Raw genomic sequence first — 19,704 nt, 5'->3', positions numbered from 1 at the left:
TCTGAATGCTTTGGCAGCTATTTACGGTAGACTCTCGTCACTATAAAATCATAAAAAAAGGACTTATTTGAGGTCGGCTGGTAACCTAATTTTTGAAAGTGAGTGTCCACATTTGGCAACCGCCATGATTCTACACCACATAAAATTTTGAAGAATAAAACCATGGTTTTCATTAATGCAAATTGCCACCATTTGCCGGTCAGTTGAAAATCCGTGTTCAGCCAAATTCCTTCCGGTTTCAACATCCGGTGGATATGCAGGATTAAGCCTTCCAGTTTATCATCCGGGTAATTGTCGAACAGAAATGGTGTAATGACTACATCAAACTGGGTGTCAAACTTTACATCCTCCACTGCCTGGTTGATAAATGATATCTTATTGCCACCTGCATTTCTTCGGCGGGAAAGGGCCATCATTTTGGACGAGATCTCTACATAGGAAATTTTCAAGCCAGATGAGTGCACTTTTGCAATTTCTTCCAATATCCAGCCGGTGCCTCCACCAATGACCAATAAACTACAATTGGGGGGGATGTGCGGCAAAAAGTAGGTTTGCGCTTTTACTAAGGCTTCACCAAAAACCAGGCGCGATAGTTCATCGTAAAAAAAGGCGGAATTATCGTAATTGCTTGCCATTAAATGGGTTATACATAGTAAAAGCTAATTTGTTGTATTTAGGGAAATCTTAGTTAATGCTAATAAGATACGCTACCATAACCGGCCCTGTCTATGCTTATTTGAACGGCTGCTGCTGTTTTGCAACTCTAATTTGAAAAAAGGCATATCCCAATAAATTTAAAATGTAGAAAGTTTATCATTGCTAAAAATTAAAACAGTTGAGAATTTCACCACAAATTAAAAATCACCAGGGCAACATATTGCAGCACTAATACCCCATCTAAACAAAAGAAATAGTAATACTCATTCTTCTCCCATTTGGAGCGGAAAATAAGCCAGCCCATTAATGTCGCGGTTATGGTTAAGGCAAAAAAGTCGCGGTTAAAGCCATTATTCCGAAACAGGAAAAGCAGCATGACATAACCGCCGAGCAATAGCTGGCAAAAAAAATATGCGTTTTTTTCGCCCCATGCCACGGGAATGGTTTTTAAACCCGATTGGCGGTCATGGAACAAATCGCGGATATCAAAGGGTACGGTCAGTGCGCCTATCAATAGAAAACGTTTCGCTATCAGGATCATCGTATCCCGCATGGAAACATCTGCAAGGTGCTGGTTTTCGGCTTCAAAAATAGGGAGTAACACACAACTGAGTGTCCAAACCAGGGTGATGAGGAGCGCTTTTAAACCCGGAATATTACGCAGCCCGAACTTGTGCCCGCCAACGGTAAATAAGGGAATACTATAGCAGAAAGAAAGAATGGATAGGAAAATGAGCAGGATCCTCGACTCCAGTGAAAGCAGGAAAAATAAGGGTATAAGCGAGAGCAGCGATACGATGGTAAAAGTGACCATCAGGCGGTTGTGCGCGAAAAACCATCGCACTCTTCTGTAAGTGGATTCTTCTGGTTTAGTCGGCCTGGTAAGAAGGATACTGAAGTTGTAAATACCTAATGTAGACGTGAAAAGTAAGGCCAGAACGGACGGTACGGGTTTCGAGCCGATTAAATGGAAAGTAACCAGTGCTTGCGCTACAGCACAAAACGACATGAACAGGTTACTAAAAAGGATAAAATCAAAAGCAGACCGGAGTAGTTTTTTCATTGATACCGTATTGGCTGGTCCGCGGATTTATTCATGCTTTGAACGAAGGATCAGCGGTGGCCTTTAACGTAAATATCGTAATCTCCGGCAGTATTCCAATTCTCCCCGGATACCCTAAAAAACCATACCCTACGTTTACGTAAATTTGCTGATGTGCTTCACGATACAGACCGGCCCATTCGGAATAGACATATTCAATTGGGCTCCACTTGATGTCTGGCGTACGCACGCCAAATTGCATTCCATGGGTATGGCCGGAAAACATTACATCAACTTGCGGATACTCCGGAATCACCTGGGCCCGCCAGTGTGATGGATCGTGAGATAGCAACAGTTTTACGGGTAAATCATCGGTATTTTTTATAGCCTTATCCATCCGGCCATATTTTGGGAAACGACTCATTTCTCCCCAGTTTCCAATGCCCAGCAATCCAATTTCTTCGTTTCCTACCTTTAATCGGCGATTCTCGTCTATTAAAAGGTCCCAGCCGAGTTCTTTATGTGCGGCTATCATATCAGAAAAGTTTTTTGCTTTGTCGGCGGGTGAGGGCCATTTGCCGTAATCACCATAGTCATGGTTACCTAGTACAGAATAAACACCAAGCGGGGCACGCACCTTGTTGAAAATATCCATGTATTGTTTTACTTCCCATGTCAGGCCGTTAACTAAATCGCCGGTGAAGAATATCACCTCCGCTTTTTGCTTTAACAGTAGTTCAATACCTGCTTTCATCTGCCATTTGCTATGAAAACTGCCGGAGTGTATATCAGAGATCTGGCCGATCCGCATACCGTCAAAGGCCTTAGGAAGATTTGGCAAGTACAATGTTACCTCCTCCAACTGATAATCATACAAACCTTTGCTCATGTTATGCTTGATCGCATAAAGAGGAATAGCCCCGGCAAGCAGCCCGGCTTTCATCAGAAATTCAGACCGGGGAATTGAACCAAAAGCAACAGTCTCTTTTTGTGCCGATGGGGGAGATACTACGCTTTCCTTTTGCTTCCCGTTGCGCCTCAGGTAAATAATAAACCTTCGCAAGTCATCTGCCAAAATAAACAGCACATAGAATATCTTGAATATAAAAAGGATGAAAAACAGGAACAGCAGTGCGCCACGAACACCCACCCCGCCCATTTTTATATAGATACTACTAAATAACGCCAGTATTAAAAAGGCAGAAGCCGCCCAGTAAAAGAATTTAAACCACGTACTGTGGACAAATTTTCTTTTACCGAAGGCGGTTTGTAGTCCTCGCAGGATATAATAATCTATTGCTAATAGAACAAAAGTAATAAAAATGGATACGATGAGCCCCTGCATTAGTAATCAGACTGGTGAACTATAGGGCTAATAACGGTCGTCATCACTATCCAAATCTTCATCATCCGGCTGCATGTTAAACAGGCTGTTAAACATATCCGAAAAAGCGAAGCCGTTATCTAAAAATCCCTTGTTCAATTGTGAGAATTCGGCCAATCCGTGAAGTATAAATTCCATCAACAGCAACTGCTGGTTTTCGCTCAAACGCGGATGAAATTTTTTAACCAACTCTTTTAAGCCAGGTACAGCATTCAATAATTTTTTATACTCCTGTATCGGCAGGTCATCCACTAAGGAAATAGTATTACCGTCGCCGAACCAGTTAACGATCTCCGCGTATGGATTTGGTGCTTTTGCTTTTTTGGCTTTCTCCGGATCGGGGAAAAATTGTAATAGCAGCGTTTTAATGGCTTTACCAATAAGGATATTTGCCACCTTGCCAGGCCCTTCCAGCTCGCCTTCATAAACCAACTCTATTTTACCGGTAATAGCAGGAATAACACCCAAGAAATCAGAGATTCTCACAAAGGTTGATGTCTCTCCGTTCATGATCATCCTGCGCTCTGCATTACTGATCAGGTTTTCATAGGCAGAAATTGTTAAACGTGCTGATACACCTGATTTTTTATCGATATATTCTGATGCCCTAGCCTCGAATGCAATGTGCTCCACCAAATCTTTTACTAGGCCATCTGCTTCAACTGCACTGCGCTGCTCTTGGGTCAGCAGGGCTTCCTGCTGGGTTATTTTGCGGGAGATTTCTACGGTGCGGGGATAATGTGTTAGGATCTGGCTCTCAATACGATCTTTCAGGGGGGTTACAATCGAACCACGATTAGTGTAATCTTCCGGATTTGCCGTAAATACAAACTGAAGATCTAAAGGCAAACGCAGTTTAAAACCACGGATCTGGATATCGCGTTCCTGCAAAATGTTGAACAAGGAAACCTGGATACGTGCCTGCAGATCGGGTAATTCGTTGATCACAAAAATACCTCTGTGCGCCCTAGGGATCAAGCCGAAATGGATAACGCGCTCATCAGAGTACGTTAGCTTCATCGTAGCTGCTTTAATAGGGTCTACGTCACCGATTAAATCCGCAACGGTAACATCCGGCGTTGCCAGTTTTTCGGTGTAACGCTCACTGCGGTGTACCCAGGCAATCGGCGTATCGTCGCCGTTACGTTCTATAGTATTGTGGCCAAACCAGCTAATTGGTGCCAATGGATCATCAAACAACTCAGACCCTTGGATATACGGCACATATTCGTCTAAAAGATTGACCAACAGCCGGGCTATGCGTGTTTTAGCCTGCCCGCGTAAGCCTAATAGCAGGATGTTATGGCGGGATAAAATAGCAGTTTGCAGATCCGGAATTACCGTATCTTCAAAACCTACTATGCCTTCAAAACCGCCTTCTTTATTTTGTAACTGGGTGATCAGATTTGCACGCAACTCGTCTTTTACAGAGCGGCTTACATAGCCCGTTTGCTTTAGCTGACCAAGTGTTTTTATATTTAGTAATTTGCTCATATTCAATTTTGATTTCACCGGTTTCAGGGTGATTGCAACGAATTTATTTTAACTCTATTTAGCTTTTCAAAAACTTCCCCTTCAGGGGGCTGGAGGGCTCGCCTATCTTACGTTCTTCCTTCTGTTCTTAGCGTAATCCTCAAAAATATATTCACCTAAGTTGTTTAGGGAGCTGTAAAAAGCCTTGCCGCCATTGGTTTCAGTAAATTGGCGAACGAATTGCTGCAGGTATGGATCTTTAGCAATCATAAATGTAGTGATAGGGATTTTTAACCTCTTACATTGTGCAGCCATGTTCAGCGTTTTGTTCACCACTTTTCTATCCAGACCAATGCTGTTCTTGTAGTACTTTGTGCCCTCTTTTAAACAAGTAGGCTTACCATCAGTGATCATGAAGATTTGCTTGTTGTGCGTTTTACGGCGTCGAAGCAGATCTGTTGCAAGTTCCAGTCCGGCGTAGGTATTGGTATGATATGGCCCAACCTGTAAATAGGGCAGATCCTGTAAGGTAATTGGCCAGGCATCATTTCCAAATACAACAATATCCAAAGTGTCTTTAGGATATTTAGTGCGAATGAGTTCTGCCAGGGCCATTGCCACCTTCTTTGCCGGGGTAATCCGATCTTCGCCGTATAAGATCATAGAATGCGAAATGTCGATCATCAACACCGTAGAAGTAAGGGTTTTGTAATCCATTTCCTCCACTTCCAAATCTTTTTCGGTCATCATGAAATCGCCACCGATACCGTGGTTAACCTGTGCATTCTGGATGGACTGGGTCATATCTATCTGGTCCAGGCTATCGCCAAATTCAAATTCGCGGCGTTCGGCGTTTTTTTCATCACCCTGCCCGCTTTGCGGTGAACGATGGTTGCCCTTGCCTGACTTTTTGAGTTTGCCGAAGATCTCTTCCAATGCCGACTGGCGAATGCTCTGTTCAGTTTTAGCGGTGATATTAAAACCGCCTCCCTGCTTGTCGTCATCCAGATAGCCTTTTTGCTTCAACTCATCAATAAAATCTCCCATGCCATACTCATCATTGGTAAGGTTATACTGCTTATCCAATTCATTAAGCCAGGCCAAAGCTTCGCCGGCATCACCGGCGGTGTAGTTAAGCAACTCCAGAAATAGCTTTAGTAATTCTTCAAATCCGCCTTTAGGGATCTGGTTGGGTTTAAACTTCGAAAATCCGTAACCGCGCATGTTGTACCCTTTCTTAGTATAAAGTAACGGATTAATTCAGTCAAAAGTTTAGCCTAAAATTCAATATCATGTAATTGTTATCCTGAAATGACAGAAGTAGAGATTTGACCATCGTTTGGTTGATGCAATTCAATCAGGGCGTAAGTTTACTTTAACCTTTTCACCTCAACCTCTTTCACAACTAGCTTCGCCAATTAAAAAGCTGATAGTATCGCAGTCCCATCAGGGCGAAGTTTATCATCCAGCCTTGATCGGATAACGTTTCACAAAATGCCAATGCTCTGAGTGGCGAAAGGACCGTTAACGATCAGGAAAACTGCGCTACCACCTCTTCTACTTTATAAACCGGGTTGGCACCACGTTGTGTGGTAACGTACGCGCCAACTGCACATGCTTTTACAATTAATGGCTGCATCGGGGTATCATTAAGTAAGCCGGTAATAAAAGTTGCCAGGAATGAGTCGCCAGCCCCAACTGTATCTGCTACTTCTATTGTAAAGCCAGGGTGCTCATAAAATTGATAGTCATTCCAAACAATAGCCCCATGTGCACCGCGCGTTACGCAGATGATCTTGGTATGGAATTTCTTTTGAAACTCGGTGATCTTTTGTTTCAGATCACCGCTGCTGCCGTGAATCAGCAGTTCCGCTTCCTCCTCGTTCATTTTAATTACATCGGCTTTAGCAGCCAGCGTTTCAATTGTGCTTAAAGTAAAATGCGGCGGGCGCAGGTTAACGTCGAAAATTTTCAAAGCCTTGCTTTCATCCAGCACGTTTAAAAGCGTATTAAAACTTGCCTCCTCCCGGCAAGCCAGGCTGCCAAACACAATGGCTTCCGCTATATTTGCGGCAGCTTCCAGTTCTTCCGTGAATTGGATATTATCCCAGGAAACAGGTTTGGGAATGATATAGGTGGCGGTATTGTGTTCATCTAATTCAACAGTAACTTCACAGGTGGGCAGGTCTTCGTCGCTTTGCAGCAAATCGCTGTACAGTCCATTCTCTTTCAAAAAAACGGTGAGCTCAACTCCAGATTGATCAATCCCCACGCTGCTGGCAAATAGTACATCATTGCCTTGTTGTACCAGGTGCCTTGCCACATTCATAGGCGCACCGCCTGCCTTTTTAACGTCGCCAAATGCATCCCATAAAACTTCGCCGAAGCATAATACTTGTTTGCTCATAAATTGGTTGTATGAGGTGTAAAGCTAAATAAAATTTGGTACGATCAATATGATTTCGGGATTTTAGAATGCCTCTTCATTTTATCACGCAAAGCGTAAGCACCTCTTAAAACAGCAAACGACTAAATATTGCTATCCGGCCGTTTGCATGTCTTTTATCCTGCTAATCTCTATCTTACTTCGCTATCAATACGGCTTCCCCGCCGCCAATTCTTTTTCTGCCCATTTCACCGCCAGTTTCTCGCGGTAATGCGCATACTTCTCTTTAAAGGTCATTTTGAGCAGGCTATCCAGACCGCCCTTGATAGCCAGGTTGTAAACACTTGCTGCTTTGCGGCTGATGGATGCATCCCAGGCACGCAGACTTAAAGAGTAGCCACCTTCGAGGTATTTCATCCAGTGCCAGTAGCCCGTCGGCATAAAAAGCGTGTCGCCATGTTCCAGGTATACATCTATGCCTTCCACGCCCTCAAGTGCGGGGAATTTTTTAGTATCGGGGTTCAATACATCATAATCCTCTAGTGCATAGGTGGCGTTTGGAATACAGTATAAGCGGCGTTTCCATTTATTCTCAAACAGGATCACGTGTTTTTTTCCACCGAAATGGGTATGGAAAATATGCGGCAGATCTATATCGTAATGTAAAAAGGTCACCGAATTAGAACCGCCAAAGAACATCGATGGCATGCTTTCTATAAACCCGCCCATTAGTTCTTTCGGAAAAGCGATGTCGTCCAGTAACTCGGGCGACTGCTTAAATATATTAAAGAAGAAGATGCGGAGTTCAGTAGGGGTCGACATGATCAGGTCGATATAATCATCAAAGGGCATTTCTGCTGCAGAAGAGTTGATGGGTTTCGACGGATCGGCTTTAGAGTTATCATATAATGGAACCACCTTGCTACCGACGGCTTTTTTCAAATACTCGGGCGTCCACTTTTCCCGGGCAGGCCAGGTTTTGGTAAGGCCTTTTATCACAACCGGGCGTCGGGGTTTAAGATATTTTTCTTTAAAATTTTGCGGAGAAATGGTGTCGACAGTATCGATGGGGTGGAGGATAAAGCTCATGTTTTGCAGGATCGGATTAATAAACTATTACCTTATAACGCAACAATTCACCCGAAGGGACAAAATAACAAAATTAAAACGCCTATTAGGTTAAAACATGGTTAATATTACGTTAACCGGGAAATCATTCCTATGAAAACTTGCAACAATTTGAGTAGGGTTATTTCGGCTCGTGCGCCGCTAGTGCCTTGTTGGCACGCTTTACTGCCAGTCTTTCCTTCCATTCCATGTAATTGGTCCTGAAGTTTTTTTTCATAATATCATCAAACTTGCGCTGTATAATTAAATTATACAGGCTTTTTGCTTTAATGGTCCATGAGCTATCCCAGGCACGAAGGGAGATGGAGAAGGAGCCATCCAGATACTTCATCCAGTGCCAGTAGCCGGTAGGCATAAACAAGGTGTCGCCGTGTTCTAAAACCGCCTCTTGGCCTTCAATTCCCTCAAGCGCAGGAAACCTTTTGAAGTCTGGGTTTTCTATATCATAGTCTTCCAGCGCGTAGGTAGCGAAGGGGATCTTGTAAAGCCGTTCGCTCCATTTGTTATCAAACAGGATTACATGTTTGCGACCGTTGAAGTGCGTATGGAAGATGTGAGCCAGGTCGATATCGTAATGCAGGAAGGTAACAGAACCCTTACCACCAAAAAACATATTGGGGTATTTATCCAAAAAGCCGCCCATTAAATCGGTAGGGGAACGGTAGTCGTCCAAGAGTTTTGGTGCATGCTTTATCGTGTCAAATAAAAAGATACGGAGATCGGTGGGCTGTTTTTGGATCAGGTCTATATAATCCCCGAATTTCATTTCTGCGGCTGCAGCATTAATGGGTTTAGCCGGATCAGCTTTGCTGCTATCATATAATGGTACAATTTGATCGCCAACGCTTTCCTTTAAATATTCAAAGGTCCATTTCTGCAAAGCGGGCCATGTTTCCGTTGCCTTGCTGATCACCAGTGGTTTGCGTGGCTTTAAATAGTTATTTATAAAATCAGCCTTGCTGATATGTTCCACTCTGTCAATAGGGCCTAACGTTAAACTCATCTTTACAATAAATTAACTTCAAAATTAATTTATTTACATACTTCGTGATTTGACAAATTGTTTTTTGAAACTTGACTGACACATCACCAACACTTTTCAGTGGGAATTTATGAGGTTTAAAACGTGTTCGCGTTCGCGACTATCAACAGGCCAAAACATGCGCAAACAGCTTGCCCTGTTCGTAAACAGCTCGAACAAGCCCGAACAAGCCCGAATAGGTATCTTATGGCTTTTTCTATAATTCCACAACCAGAGCAAATGACCTTAATTTAGCCATTATTGTACAAATGCAAAAGGCCCTTCATTGCTGAAAGGCCTTTTGCATTTAAAAATTGGCAACTGCCAAATAATTAGTTAGGCATTAAAACGGTATTTACTACGTGGATAACACCGTTGCTTTGGTTTACATCGGCAATGGTTACCCATGATTTGCCGCCTTTTTCGTCAACCAAATAAACTTTTTTACCTTGCAGCATAGCAGTTAAAACGCCACCGCTTACAGTTGATAATTCTGCTCTTCCGCCGCCAGCTTTAATCTTAGCAACCAGGTCTGCAGCGCTCAATTTTCCGGCAACAACGTGATAAGTTAAAATTTTAACAAGGGTAGTTTTATTTTCTGGTTTTACTAAAGTTTCTACAGTGCCTTGTGGCAATTTAGCAAAGGCTTCGTTCGTTGGTGCAAATACTGTAAACGGGCCGGCAGATGAAAGTGTTTCAACTAATCCCGCCGCTTTTACCGCTTCAACAAGTGTTGTGTGATCTTTAGAGTTCACCGCGTTTTCTACGATGTTTTTAGTTGGAAACATTTCTGCGCCACCAACCATTTTTGTTTGTGCTTTGGCGTTAGGAGCAATTGCAATAGCTGCTAATGCAAATGCTGCGATAATTAACTTTTTCATGGAGTTTGGTTATTTGTTTTATAATGCAACTAACGAAGAAAAGAGTTGGATGGTTTTCCCAATATTAAATTTAATACAATATTGAACTAAATTTAATATTATAGTATATATATGTATTTATTGAAAAAACAATTCCGACGCGATATGGTCAGCATATAATTTACCGTTAGGGGTAAGGGTGATAACCCGCTCTGCTTGTGAAATGCTGCCGTCATTGAAAAAAGTAGTTGCCGCCTTTATAAGAAGTACCGCCGAACCAGCGGCTATTGTCTCCAGCTTATCAAGATCCAGCCCCCACTTGGTTCGTAGCGACGTCATAATATATTCATTAAGCCGGTTACTTTCGGTGAGCAGTTCTACCTCTGCGGGTACAATCCCCTCTGCCAAAACCGACTGCATATATTTGGAGTTGTTAGCGATATTCCATTGCCGGGTATCGCCATTATAAGAGTGGGCAGATGGGCCCATGCCAATATACTTCACCCCGCGCCAGTAGTTAGAATTGTGTTGCGAGTAATGCCCTGGTTTGCAAAAGTTGGAGATCTCATACTGCTCAAAGCCGTTTGTTTGCATGACATCGGTCATTAACATAAATTGAGCTGCGCTTTGCTGGTCGCTCATCGGTTGCTGTTTCTTTTTACTGATAAACGATGCAAGGGCAGTTTGGGGTTCTACCGTCATGCTATAGGCAGAAATATGTGGTACATCCAAATCAAAAACCTTGTTGAGGTTATGTTTCCATTTGATGTCTGTCAGCAGCGGGTAACCGTAGATCAGGTCGACGGTGATATTTTCGAAACCCGCATCCTGGGCCCGTTTTACACATGCTTCGGCTTCTGAGGCACGGTGTACACGGTTCATCCATAAAAGGTCTTCATCATAAAAAGACTGGATACCTATACTGAAGCGGTTAACGGGAGATGCTTTTAGCGCAGCTAACTTATTGCTGTCCAGGTCATCCGGATTGGCCTCCAAAGTAATCTCCGCATCTGCAGACACGGTATGTACTTTGGTAATCGCATCTATTAAGATATTTATTTCGGCTCCTGTTAAAACTGAGGGTGTACCACCGCCAAAATAGATGGTTTCGATGAACTCGCCACCGAGGTAGCCCTTTTGCAGGCTTATTTCCTTTAACAGAGCCCTCAGCATGTCGTCTTTATATTTTAGCGACGTACTGAAATGAAAATCGCAGTAGTGGCAGGCTTGTTTACAAAAAGGGATGTGGAGATAAATGCCGGCCATGAGCGCAAAGATAGGAAATTTAGCTGTACAGCATTTTTAAGAGCTGCTAAGTCATGACGTGCTCGAGACTCTTTTGGTCAGCCAATTTTGCCTTTACGATAATCTACCCTATGTGAAGTTACTACTACTCAATTAAGCCACGGCGGGGCCGCAAAGAACATGATACGCAACTTTCGGTAGTTAACGTTACTGAAATATATTTAAATACTTGAAGATAAATTAATTAAATGAAACAATAATTTAGTTTCTTGCTTCTTAGTCATACACTTGCTTAAGCCTAGTCATCCCATGACCAAATTAGCCGATCAACAATATGTAATAGCCATTGGCGCATCGTCCGGCGGCTTGGAAGCAATATCCGCTTTCTTTGATTATACCCCACTGGACTCTGTGTCTTATATACTGATACAGCATCTTGCTGCAGATTTTAAAAGCCAGATGGTACAGGTGCTTGAAAGACATAGTAAATTGAAGGTGATCGAGGCCGTTGAGAATGTAGATATCAAAGCCAATACAGTGTACCTGATCCCCAGTTCAAAATTCATGTCCGTGAAAGAAGGCAGGCTAATTCTGTTAGACAAAAAGGATCAGCCCCGGCCGCATATGACTATCGATTATTTTTTTAATTCCCTGGCACAGGAGCGCGGTAATAAGGCCATCGGCATTATTTTATCAGGCACAGGAGATGATGGCTCCAGGGGCATCGAAGCCATAAAGAACGCCGGCGGTAAGGTATTGATACAGGACCCTGCCACAGCCGGCTTTAGAAGTATGCCCGAGGCTGCCATCGCGACCGGTTGTGCAGACCGGATCCTATCACCAGAAGCCATGCCGCAAATTATAGAGGACTATGTTCAGGATGGTATCATGGAACTGTTGACCGAACAGCCATCAGAATACATCAGCGAGGAAGAGCTTGGAAAGGTATTAGCGCTGGTCAAAGGCCACCTGCCGCTGGATTTCAGCGACTATAAACGCCCCACCATCATCCGGCGGATTAAGCGGCGCATGGTGACCCATAACTTCAGTAAGATAGATAAGTACTACCAGTTCCTAAAGGGCAATACGGCAGAAATTACCTTGCTGGCCAATGATTTTATGATCAGCGTGACCTCGTTTTTTCGCGACCCGGAAGCATTCAGGATCATCGAGGAGATAGTGATTCCTGATATCATCGAAAGAAACCAGTCAGATATTTTAAAAATATGGGTGGCCGGATGTGCAACGGGGGAGGAAGCTTACTCAATGGCTATACTGATCAAAGAATACTTAAATAAATACCCCAAAAATATCGAAGTCAAGATCTTTGCATCCGATATCAGTAAGGCAGCGCTGGACACAGCTTCAAGGGGTTTGTATCCTGAAAGTATCATCGAAATGGTATCCAATGAAAGGCTCCAACAGTTTTTTACCCGGGAAGAAGCCGGCTATAAAGTTAAACACGAGATTCGCAAAATGCTGATTTTCGCCCAGCATGATCTCACCAAGAATCCACCTTATTGTAATATCGACCTGATCAGTTGCCGAAACCTGCTAATCTACCTCAATGCAGACTTACAGCAAAAGGTATTTGCCATGCTGCACTTTGGGTTAAAGGAAGGCGGATGCCTCTTTCTGGGTCCCAGCGAAAGCGCCTCGGTGATAAAAGATGGCTTTAGCGATATCAATGGCAAATGGAACATCCTCAAAAGCGTTAAACCAGTCCGTGCGATCCGTTTTGATGCCTTTACCGATCACAACATCGGGGAAATCAAGGCAACGGAGATAGAACTCAGCAAAAAGCTGCTCGTTCCGGTTTTAAAGAATAAACTATTTGATCAGGTTAATTCTGCCTTATTGAAAGAAGTTGAATTCAACGGCGTTTGTACGGATGAAAACTTAACAGTCGTACAGTCATTCGGCAACACGAAGGCTTATCTGAAAAATGTTAATTTTACGCATAACCTTACTGACCTGTTACCCGCGCACCTTTCCACCATTTTTAAAGCCGGCGCTCACAAGGCCTTAAAGATGGAAAAAAGAATTATGCTTGATCAACTTATTTTCGACAGCGACGGAAAGGAAAAAAGCAAGTTAATTAATATCGTTCTCAGTCCGTTTTATCCAACCGGGTCAGATGAAAAACTGCTGCTGGTATTGTTTGCAGATAGCGATTCTGCGATAGTTGATAAAAATGTGGTATATATAGATGATGTTAGCGAGGTGACATTGGAGCATATCAGCAGCCTGGAAGAAGAAGTAGCACAACTGAAACATACCGTAACGATAGCGCATGAGCGAATCGCTTCATTTAACGAGAGCATGCAATCTTTTAACGAAGAGCTTCAATCAGCGAACGAGGAAATGCAATCAACCAACGAAGAAATGCAAAGTACCAACGAAGAACTGCAATCGGTGAATGAGGAGCTGCAAAGCGTCAATAAAGATCACAAGTTGACCATAAATGAATTGACAGATCTTAATGACGATCTGAATAATTACTTTCGTAGCAATATCAACGGCCAATTATTTGTTGATCGTGAACTCCTGCTTAAAAGATATTCCCCAGGTGCGGTAAAGCACATCAACATACGGGAAGGGGATATTGGCCGTCCGCTCAGCAACATCACAACCAATATCAAATTTGAAACCCTCATAGATGATGTACAAAAAGTAATTCATGATGAGGAATCCATTACCCGCGAAGCGGAAGCGACTGACGGCAAAGTCTACCAGGTGATGACGATGCCTTATCTGAAAAACAACAGCAAAAAAGCGGAGGGTGCCATCATCAGTTTCTATGATATAACTGAACTGAAAAAGCTGCTGCGTGAACTGGATATCAGTAACCGCAGCCTGAATAATAGCAATAAAAGCCTGCTCCGAATTAATGCTGACCTGAATAACTTTGTTTTCGGCGCTTCACACGACTTGAACGCACCTATCGTGAACATCGAATCGCTGCTGACCATACTTAATAAGAAGCTGGATACCAAAGATCCGGAAGTGATGGAGCTATCAGGAATGATGAACAAAGCCGTAACCAACTTTAAAGCCGTCATCAGCGACCTGGCAAGGGTGGGGCACTTGGAATCGGAAGAATCCGAAGATACACTGGAAAGCTTTCCGGCACTTTTAGAGGAGATTAGAGAAACGCTTTCAGAAAAGATTAAGGCGACCAAAGCTGTGTTCCATATTGACTTCCGTAAAAAGGAAGTACGGTTCGCGAAAAAGAATCTGAGAAGCGTGATGCTCAATTTAATAACCAATGCGCTCAAGTTCAGTTCGCGCGGTCGCTTGCCCGAGATCAGTATTAAAACAGAAAAGAAAGACCAGTTTATCGTATTAACGGTTACCGATAACGGCATCGGTGTGGTTAAAAATGAGATCGAAAATATTTTTAAAAAATATAAACGGATTGATACAGATACGGAAGGTACAGGGGTTGGACTCTACCTTACCCGCAAGATTGTAAATGCATCCGGGGGTAAAATCGAGGTAAAATCGAATCCTGGTAACGGATGCACCTTCAAAGTTTTTTTTAAAATTTAATACTGTTGTCTTTTCGTCCGGAAGTTTTTTCGCTTACGGTTAATTGATGTGCAATGCAAAGCACTTGCAAGTGTATAACTAGTGATTCAGTCATTTCTTGATTTACGTCTGTAAAAGTTTCTGTAATTTTATCACGCAGCACAAGATTTGATAAATGTTAAAAAAGTTGTCAACCATTTTGCGAGCAGAACCATCCGCTTTGTGTGTTTTCCTGATCCTTAACTCAACATAATCAAAATTTCAATGGGTTTAAAAACTATTGATGCTTCAACCTTAACACCGGCAGAAATGCAGGGCTATTTGCATTATGCCATTGCACCCCGTCCCATATGTTTTGCATCCACCATTAATAAAAACGGTGAAGTTAATTTAAGTCCGTTTAGTTTTTTCAATGTGTTTAGTATCAATCCGCCAATTTGCGTTTTTTCGCCAACAAGCAGGGCAAGGGATAACACCATTAAACATACGCTTGAAAACGTTTTGGAAGTACCCGAATGTGTGATTAATATTGTGAACTATGATATGGTTCAACAAACCTATTTAACCAGTACAGATTACCCAAAAGGTGTTAACGAGTTCTCGAAAGCAGGTTTTACGGCATTGGCTTCGGAGACGATAAGGCCACCCAGGGTAGCGGAATCTTCCGTTCAGTTGGAATGTGTGGTAAATGATGTGATCTCGTTAGGCGAAAACGGAGGCGCCGGTAATTTAGTTATTGCTGAGGTGAAACGGATTCATATCAACGAAGAGATTTTGGATGCTGATGGCAAAATTGACCCTCATAAAATAGACCTGGTGGCTCGTTTAGGCGGTGACTGGTATTGTAGGGTAACCGGCGATAATTTATTTAAAATTGCTAAACCTATAAATTATGCCGGAATGGGTATCGGCGTAGATGCATTCCCTAAAGAGGTTAAAAACTCCAGCGTGTTAACCGGAAATAATTTGGGGTTATTGGGGCTTGTTAAAACGCTACCGTCTGTTGAGGAAGTAGAAGCCTTTAGTACCACTGATGAAGTGAAAAATCTGCTTGATGGCACCCTCGATAGCCAAGCTCGTATTTTACGTCTGCATTTAAAAGCCAAGCAATTGTTAGATAACGGCCGTATAACGGATGCATGTAAAGTGTTGCTGATGTAACATATCCATACCCAATGTTTTTCACTTGGTTGCAAGTGTCCCGGCGAGGGTAGTGGCTCAAACCATACTCGCTATTACTTTAAATTTAGCAAATAAGATTTATGATTTCCGTATAAATGATTTTAGCCTATTGAAGTATTAGATTACGACATTTGTATTTATCAGGTAAAATCGTTTAAACATTTGAAGTATCTTTAGCTTAACAGTATGGAAATAACACAGATTCGAGAAGCAGCTTGTTGAATTAAGGTATTCAAAAGCTTACTTACAGGCGCAACAACAATTCCGGTAACGGTACACGTCGCAATTTCGGTGTTAAAATAACCGCACAATGCAGCTCTAGCTTAAATGCGTATCAAGAAGAGCTTAGAATGGCGGCGTGCCATAGCAATTTGTACCATCATTTAACACATACTTTGCATAAGGTCCAATTATTAAGGTAAATTTGCACTTCTAACAACGGTTTGGTATTAATGCGCCTGATAATTCTTCTAGTTTTTTCAATGGTTATCATTTGTTCTGCTGCTTTTGCGCAGCAGGATAGCACTGCCGGCACAGCTGATACCACCAGGCACTTTACGCGGTACAAACGGCCTATGACTGTGCTGGATTCAGTAGCTAATGCGATAGCAAATGAGGAAAAAACCATATCAGATTCTCTCTCCATGGTTTACGTGGTTAAGCCTGATACCAACCGCACCAATCTTTTTGTAGATAGCATTTTAAAAAGCAATGCTTACAAGGGTGATCACTATCTCCATTTGCAAGCACCCGCCGCTGAAAAAAATAGCATCCGGGGATATGGGCATATTCGGCCGGCAAGAGATCCATGGGTGATAGCTGTAATTATAATTTTACTATTGTTTATTGCGGCGCTGAACTTATACTCTTCTAAGGACATGAGTAATGTTTTTCTTGCATTTTACAATAAGCGAGCCGTAGGGCAGGCAGGTAAGGAAGATAGCCCGATCAATACCTGGACGTTCATAGGCTTGTTCCTGTTATTCGGCTTTACCTTTGGTTTGTTTTTGTATTTACTCACCACCGGGTATTATAAAGTTTACTATACAATAAGTGGTATCCAGCTTTTCATCACGCTGTCTTTTGTGATCATTGGCTTGTTTGCCACCAAATTTCTGGTACTTAAGTTTTTAGGATTTGTTTTTGATTTAAATAAGCTGGTAGGTGAATATATAAACGCGCTATCATTAACCTATTTTAATCTAACGTTTGTTTTTTTGCCCGTAGCATTATGTTTCAGTCTTATTGCAGAAAAATTTATCCCTTATCTGCTTGCAGTGACACTATTGCTGGCTTTGATAATTTTCGTCTGGCAATATCTCAGAAGCAGTGTATATATTGTATCAAATTTTCAATTTCATAAATTTTATTTATTTATCTATCTTTGTGCCCTCGAAATTTGCCCAATTTTAATTTTGATAAAGGCCCTAAACATTGGATTTAAGTAGATAGTTTTACAAAGCAAAGCATTGGAAGATAGAAAGAAAAAGGTTAAAAGTATATTAGTTACATTACCGAAGCCCGAGAACGATAAGAATCCTTACGCTGAACTGGCTAAGAAACTTAACTTGAAAATTGACTTTAGGTCTTTCATTCATGTTGAAGGGGTACCAGCTAAAGATTTCCGTAAAAAGAAGATCAATCTGGGCGATTTTACCGCTGTTATTTTTACGAGCCGTAACTCCGCCGATCATTTTTTCCGCATTTGCGAGGAGATGCGTTTTGATGTGCCCGTAGAAATGAAGTATTTCTGCTTATCAGAAACCATCGCCCTGTATCTACAAAAGTATATTCAATACCGAAAGCGTAAAATATTTTTCGGTAAGCAGACTGCTGCAGATCTGGCCGAAGTGTTAAAGAAGCACTCGAATGAGAAATTCTTATACCCTTGTTCGGATGTTGCTGCTGAAGAAACCCAAAAGTTTTTGCTGGACAATGGCTACAACTTTACTCCTGCGGTATTATTCCGAACAGTGTGCAGTGACTTGAGCGATTTGGCAGAGGTGTTTTATGATGTTATCGCTTTTTTCAGCCCATCAAGTATTCAATCGCTTTACCAAAACTTCCCCGATTTTAAGCAAAATAATACCCGTATTGCAGCATTTGGAGCAACTACGCACAAAGCTGTATTGCAGGCTGGTTTAATTTTGGATATCCCTGCGCCAACCCCCGCTGCCCCATCTATGACGATGGCAATTGACCAATATGTTAAACAAGTAAACAAATAATTGAACTGCATACGTGTGTATGCCGTAACTTTTAAACACCAGATACGTATAAAATGTCAATTAAACGCATAAATAAGCGTTTTTGGCGTTTTGGTAATAAATTGCCCCATCTGATATTGGTAAAGGGGGTTTTAGTTTAGAAAACATTTTTTGTCTTTGAGTCAAGGATAATTAATATATTCGGTGATGCGTTATTGGCAGGTAAATTGATGGCGTATAATGATTTTTGAATAAAAATGAAGCAAGTATACTTTCTGATTCTAATTTTAGCGGGGTCGCTTATAGCAGGCTGCAGTACCGGTGGCGCTGGTAATGGTGAAGTTGTAGGTGTGCGCCAACGAGCATTTAGGGCCACTACTCCATTAAACATGGTTTATATAAAAGGCGGCACTTTTATGATGGGGCAAACCGATCAGGATGTAACCTTTGCGCAAACCGCACAAACCAAGCAAGCTTCTGTACCGCCATTCTTCATGGATGAAACAGAGCTATCCAATACTAAATACAAACAATTCGTATTCTGGGTACGGGATTCGATTGCCATTAGCAGCTATCTTAACGATCAAAAATACTATTTGCAACCACGCAAAGGCGCACCTGCTGACCCGAGCGGCAAAAAATATATCAACTGGAACTACGCCAGGCAAAACCCTATTTTCAGCAGCAAAGGTAAAAACGCCGGTGCTAACTCACAGAAATTACAGGGGCTTTATTACCAGGGAGATGATAGAATATTTGATCGCAACGAGATTGACGTTCGGATGTTAAAATACAACTATGCTTTGGTTGTGTTGCGCGATGCAGCTAACTATCATAACGACAAAACAAAAAAACGTTCGGACTTTATACTTAGAGATACGGTTCCCGTTTACCCGGATACACTGGTTTGGTTAAGCGATTTTTCATACGCAGCAAATGAGCCAATGGTTGAAGGTTATTTTTCTCACCCGGCTTATCGTAATTACCCGGTGGTAGGTGTTACCTGGCGCCAGGCAAGAGCATTTACGGTTTGGCGCACCCGCTTAAGCGAAGCTGCTAAACACGCACATGGCCTTGATCCGAACTTGCCATATGATTTGCCTAATGAGGCTGAATTTGAATATGCTGCCCGTGGTGGCAGGATTGGTACCGACTACCCATGGGGCGGCCCGTATATTAAAAATGCAAAAGGTTGCCTTATGGCCAACTTTAAACCAGGCCGGGGTAACTATACCGACGATGGTGGTGCGTACACCGTTAATGTAAGATCTTATTTTCCAAATGATTTTGGCTTGTACAATATGGCGGGCAACGTCGCCGAATGGACCATGTCTGCCTATGATGAATCTGCTTCTACATTTGTGCATGATTTGGCGCCAACATTCAATTATGAGGCTAAACCAAACGACCCTGCGGTATTGAAAAGAAAAGTGGTTCGTGGCGGTTCATGGAAAGACATCGGTTATTTCCTGCAGAATTCAACCCGTACCTACGAATATCAGGACACTGCAAAATCTTACATCGGCTTCCGTTGCGTAACCCACTATCTGGGCCGCGATATCAGGGACAAACGTTAATCAAATTACAT

Annotated in this window: 15 protein-coding genes; 5 read left to right on the top strand and 10 right to left on the bottom strand. The window is 42.4% G+C overall.

The genetic code is table 11. From position 1 onward, the window contains the following. Positions 1-17 precede the first annotated feature (17 nt). From A0256_01805 to A0256_01760, 10 genes are all read right to left on the bottom strand, one after another. Complete coding sequence (locus A0256_01805) at positions 18-635, bottom strand: hypothetical protein (GenBank protein AMR30242.1); 618 nt, start codon at positions 633-635, stop codon at positions 18-20. A 209-nt stretch (positions 636-844) separates the two neighbouring features. Beyond that, positions 845-1,720: a hypothetical protein gene (locus A0256_01800; protein ID AMR30241.1), complete on the bottom strand. Its 876-nt coding sequence runs from the start codon at positions 1,718-1,720 to the stop codon at positions 845-847. 31 nt (positions 1,721-1,751) lie between these two features. After that, positions 1,752-3,044 (bottom strand): DNA mismatch repair protein MutT, encoded by a 1,293-nt coding sequence (locus tag A0256_01795; protein ID AMR30240.1) that lies wholly within the window; start codon positions 3,042-3,044, stop codon positions 1,752-1,754. 27 nt (positions 3,045-3,071) lie between these two features. Continuing rightward, the gene (locus A0256_01790) at positions 3,072-4,577 is read right to left on the bottom strand and encodes a magnesium chelatase (protein ID AMR30239.1); all 1,506 of its coding nucleotides are present in this window, start codon (positions 4,575-4,577) and stop codon (positions 3,072-3,074) included. A gap of 102 nt (positions 4,578-4,679) precedes the next feature. Beyond that, complete coding sequence (locus tag A0256_01785) at positions 4,680-5,780, bottom strand: hypothetical protein (protein ID AMR30238.1); 1,101 nt, start codon at positions 5,778-5,780, stop codon at positions 4,680-4,682. Positions 5,781-6,087: 307 nt separating this feature from the next. Beyond that, positions 6,088-6,963: a hypothetical protein gene (locus A0256_01780; protein ID AMR30237.1), complete on the bottom strand. Its 876-nt coding sequence runs from the start codon at positions 6,961-6,963 to the stop codon at positions 6,088-6,090. Positions 6,964-7,149: 186 nt separating this feature from the next. Then, positions 7,150-8,031, bottom strand: a complete 882-nt coding sequence (locus A0256_01775; protein ID AMR30236.1) for a cupin — start codon at positions 8,029-8,031, stop codon at positions 7,150-7,152. Positions 8,032-8,191: 160 nt separating this feature from the next. Further along, on the bottom strand, positions 8,192-9,073 hold the full coding sequence (locus A0256_01770; protein ID AMR30235.1) for a cupin: 882 nt from the start codon (positions 9,071-9,073) through the stop codon (positions 8,192-8,194). A gap of 350 nt (positions 9,074-9,423) precedes the next feature. Then, on the bottom strand, positions 9,424-9,972 hold the full coding sequence (locus tag A0256_01765; protein AMR30234.1) for a fasciclin: 549 nt from the start codon (positions 9,970-9,972) through the stop codon (positions 9,424-9,426). 117 nt (positions 9,973-10,089) lie between these two features. After that, positions 10,090-11,217: a coproporphyrinogen III oxidase gene (locus A0256_01760; GenBank protein AMR30233.1), complete on the bottom strand. Its 1,128-nt coding sequence runs from the start codon at positions 11,215-11,217 to the stop codon at positions 10,090-10,092. 288 nt (positions 11,218-11,505) lie between these two features. On the opposite strand from A0256_01760, the gene A0256_01755 reads away from it, so the two are divergent. The 5 genes from A0256_01755 to A0256_01735 all read left to right on the top strand — a co-directional run bounded on the left by A0256_01755 (position 11,506) and on the right by A0256_01735 (position 19,693). Next, positions 11,506-14,748 (top strand): chemotaxis protein CheR, encoded by a 3,243-nt coding sequence (locus A0256_01755; protein ID AMR30232.1) that lies wholly within the window; start codon positions 11,506-11,508, stop codon positions 14,746-14,748. Positions 14,749-14,991: 243 nt separating this feature from the next. Next, entirely contained in the window at positions 14,992-15,888 is an 897-nt protein-coding gene (locus A0256_01750) for a flavin reductase (protein AMR30231.1), read from the top strand. Between the two features lie 473 nt (positions 15,889-16,361). Further along, positions 16,362-17,357 (top strand): hypothetical protein, encoded by a 996-nt coding sequence (locus A0256_01745; protein ID AMR30230.1) that lies wholly within the window; start codon positions 16,362-16,364, stop codon positions 17,355-17,357. Then, positions 17,358-18,137, top strand: coding sequence for a uroporphyrinogen-III synthase (locus tag A0256_01740; protein ID AMR30229.1), 780 nt, complete (start codon positions 17,358-17,360; stop codon positions 18,135-18,137). A gap of 236 nt (positions 18,138-18,373) precedes the next feature. Continuing rightward, on the top strand, positions 18,374-19,693 hold the full coding sequence (locus A0256_01735; protein AMR30228.1) for a gliding motility-associated lipoprotein: 1,320 nt from the start codon (positions 18,374-18,376) through the stop codon (positions 19,691-19,693). Positions 19,694-19,704: the final 11 nt, after the last annotated feature.

Source organism: Mucilaginibacter sp. PAMC 26640 (genome assembly GCA_001596135.1).
In the GTDB taxonomy this organism is placed as follows: Bacteria; Bacteroidota; Bacteroidia; order Sphingobacteriales; family Sphingobacteriaceae; genus Mucilaginibacter.
The sequence above is the reverse complement of the archived record's forward strand: the minus strand, read 5'-3'. Positions and strand labels throughout refer to the sequence as shown.